Below are 3,679 nucleotides of genomic sequence, written 5' to 3'. Positions count from 1 at the left end.
TTGTTGTTGCCGTAATTCCAACACAAACTGATGATAATTCAGCAATTGGCTGCGATGTCCGACACTGATGTAAGTGATTGATGTTTCTTGTAACTTTTGGTATAGCTGTCTCTGTAGGTATTGGTTTTGCTGGTGTTTCTAATGCAACATTGAGGTTGTAACTACTTTCGTCAACTCCTGGAACTAGTGTTAATTCAATAGTATATCTACCAGTAACCAGCAATATGCCTTTATATGATGTTACTTGTTGGACATCCTGATCAATTGGTTGTTCATTGGGACTGAAGACTGTTAGCAAAACGCTGCTTCCTGGGTCAAGAAACGCAATTAAATTGTCACCTTCCTGTCCAAAAAAAGTGTACCGGATGATTTGATTTGTTTTGAGAGTATCTGTAACCGTGGTTGGGTTAGATGCTTTAAGATTGAGTTGCCTACTAGATATAATAGGTTGCTCGGGGGTGGGTGTGGATGTGAATGTAGTACCACCAGTAATAACTGGTGAAGGGAAATTTTGTGGAAGCGTCTCATTTGGTGTTTTGGACTGACTGCGGATGGAACTTACCAACGCCCAAGAACCAAATCCCGCTACGATCACTACAGCAGTACCAATTGCTGCGATCGCTAAGGGATTATCCAAGACTGAGCTAGTGAGACTTGGTGGAATCACAGGATCGGTTTGTTTCTTGGGCGAAGCTGCTGGTGGTACTGAATCAGGACGGCGACCAACAGCGATTGTTTGCAAGTTAGACGCATTCAAGGGAGGAAGATTCACTTGCTCTAAAGATTGTAGTGCTTGAGATACACTAGCAGCACTTTGATAGCGATCGCTCGGTATATGACTTAACATTCGATTCAACACTATAGCAAATCGCTGATTAACTGTTACCCACCGTTGCCAATTCCAAGTTAGTTGGTTTTGGTCAAATAGCTCCCTTGGTTCTTTACCAGTCAGCACAACAATTGCTGTTACTGCTAATGCATACAAGTCACTACTAGGGTAAGCTCCCCCTGTTTGCATTTGTTCACTAGGAGAGTAGCCTAATTTTCCCACAGTGGTTTCTGGCATTGCACTCTCTGGCGATCGTAAACGAGTTGCCAGTTCTTTTACTACCCCAAAGTCAATTAACACAGGTTTAGCGTCACTATCTCGCAAAATAATATTTTCTGGCGAGATATCTCGGTGAATAATCCCTCGACTGTGAATATGCTCTAAAACAGGCAGCAACAACTTTATCAACTGCAATACTTCAGCTTCTGTGAAAGTTTGACCTACAGCTTGACGTTCAGCCAGCAGAGCTTGATACGTTTGACCTGCAACGTAGTCCTCCACCAAAAATAAACGTTGGTCTTGCTCAAATCTTTCCCGGAATTTCGGGACTTGTGGGTGTTCAATTTGATATAAAATGGCAGCTTCTCGGTGAAAAAGCTCTTGTGCCTTCTCCCAAGCCAAAGCCTCCGTTGCTGTTGAAATCAATTCCTTGATCGCGCAAAGTTCGTTAAAGCGCCTCTGGTCTTCTGCCAGATAGGTTATACCAAATCCTCCTTGTCCGAGAATTTGAATTATGCGATAACGGTTTTGCAAGACAGTGCCAACTGTAAGGGGTGGTTGCATGATCGAATGATTGAGTGTAGTAGCAACTGAGGAAGAAGTCAACAAGAGGCAGGGGGAAGGGAACAAAGGGGAAGGAAAAGAAGAATTAGAGCAGGGTGCGTTTTGCTGGGGAGAAAGTTTCCCCTTTTTCCCCAGCTAAGAGCTTTCCTGCTTCTTCATTTCCTCCAGCTAAGAGTTCCCCGCTCCCCTACCTCTTCAGTCACCCACAAAGATTTAAGTCCAAGAGGCGACGGACAGTTACCTGCGGCAATATTCTACTATACCAATGGGTAAACCCCCACCAGAGCTAGGTTATTTCCTAGTCCATAACTTAACAGCCCCCAATCCTCAATTCAATTTATCTTCTTGGGAAAACGATAGATTTTGAAATATGCAAAATTAACTTGAGAATCGAGTTTATGTAATTGTAATTTTTGTCAATACGTAAGATATTGAATAATAAGCTACTATTGATGTACTTAGTTGCAGGTGCTATACTGTATGAGAATAAGCTTCAATAATCACTTAAGTTGTAAATGCTTTAGTGTTAGCTATAAATGAGGTAGTTAGAAGAACCTACCACACCAATGTTTACCTCAACCCAAAAAATTTGAACTATAGACCTAGTGGACAGACTAAATGTCCGTTAAGCTATCAATAGTTTGTTTGCTTGCCAAAAAAAATTAGACACTTAGCCAATGATAATTTTATGGGAAAATGTTTAAATTTTGTATGGAAGATTCAACAAAACTCACAGATGTTTTTTTAGGCGATTTCTCGGTTAAACCTATTAAATCTTTAATGATAATATTGCTATGAATGCACATAAAGGATCGGCTGTGCTCAGTTCTGCAACATTCAAAGTGCAACCATCTGCAACAGGACTGACCGATAATCATCGCCTGCGGCTGTTTTCTGGCTCTGCCAATATACAACTGTCTCAAGAAGTTGCTCGTTATGTGGGCATGGACTTGGGGCCAATGATTCGTAAAAGATTTGCGGATGGAGAACTTTACGTTCAAATCCAAGAATCGATTCGGGGTTGTGATGTCTATTTAATCCAGCCATGTTGTCAACCCGTCAACGATCATTTAATGGAATTATTGATTATGGTTGATGCCTGTCGTCGAGCTTCTGCGCGACAGGTGACGGCAGTAATTCCCTACTATGGCTATGCCCGTGCCGATCGCAAAACGGCAGGAAGAGAGTCAATAACCGCCAAGCTAGTTGCTAACTTGATCACCGAAGCAGGTGCTAACCGCGTTCTAGCAATGGATTTGCACTCGGCTCAAATTCAAGGCTATTTCGATATCCCCTTTGACCATGTTTACGGATCGCCAGTATTGCTAGATTATCTAGCAAGCAAAGAACTGCCCGACCTTGTGGTTGTTTCCCCTGATGTTGGCGGTGTAGCGCGAGCCAGAGCATTTGCGAAAAAACTGAATGATGCCCCACTGGCAATTATTGACAAACGTCGTCATGCACATAATGTTGCAGAAGTATTAAATGTCATCGGCGATGTTAAAGGCAAAACGGCAGTTTTGGTGGATGACATGATCGACACTGGAGGCACGATCGCTGAAGGAGCGCGATTACTGCGTGAAGAAGGAGCGCGTCAAGTATACGCCTGTGCAACTCATGCAGTGTTCTCTCCACCAGCGATGGAACGGTTATCCAGTGGCTTGTTTGAGGAAGTCATTGTTACCAATACAATTCCCATACCAGAAAACAATCGCTTTCCACAACTAGTGGTGCTGTCAGTAGCTAATCTCTTAGGAGAAACTATCTGGCGGATTCATGAAGATACTTCAGTCAGTAGTATGTTCCGCTAGCCAGATACACAGAGTATCATTCGTGTTACAGGCATAAATTACCCACACTGTCCTCTTGATCGGGTGCAGTGTGGGCTTTTAGTTATTACTGTCTTTTTTTTGGAACCTGAACCTTGAAAACTAAATACTTTGAGGAGAATCCAGAAGTCAGAATTCAGAATTCAGAATCTCCCCAGCAATCAAGTCAGGGGATTCAAAAAAGTATAAATTTTTATCGCTTCCACGGATAAATCCGGGGGCTTTCAACCTAAGTCGC

At 42.7% G+C, this 3,679-nt stretch carries 2 protein-coding genes; one reads left to right on the top strand and one right to left on the bottom strand.

Annotated features, from left to right (window positions below; genetic code table 11):
• The coding region (locus LC574_RS30980; RefSeq protein ID WP_229457417.1) for a serine/threonine-protein kinase at positions 1–1,612 on the bottom strand (1,612 nt) is incomplete at its 3' end.
• 794 nt (positions 1,613–2,406) lie between these two features.
• Here LC574_RS30980 and LC574_RS30975 point away from each other — a divergent pair.
• The gene (locus tag LC574_RS30975) at positions 2,407–3,423 is read left to right on the top strand and encodes a ribose-phosphate pyrophosphokinase (protein WP_229457416.1); all 1,017 of its coding nucleotides are present in this window, start codon (positions 2,407–2,409) and stop codon (positions 3,421–3,423) included.
• Positions 3,424–3,679 lie beyond the last annotated feature (256 nt).

It is taken from the genome of Nostoc sp. CHAB 5715, from assembly GCF_020829685.1.
GTDB lineage: Bacteria > Cyanobacteriota > Cyanobacteriia > Cyanobacteriales > Nostocaceae > Nostoc.
Note: the sequence above shows the minus strand (reverse complement) of the source record. Positions and strands in the feature narration are given on the sequence as shown.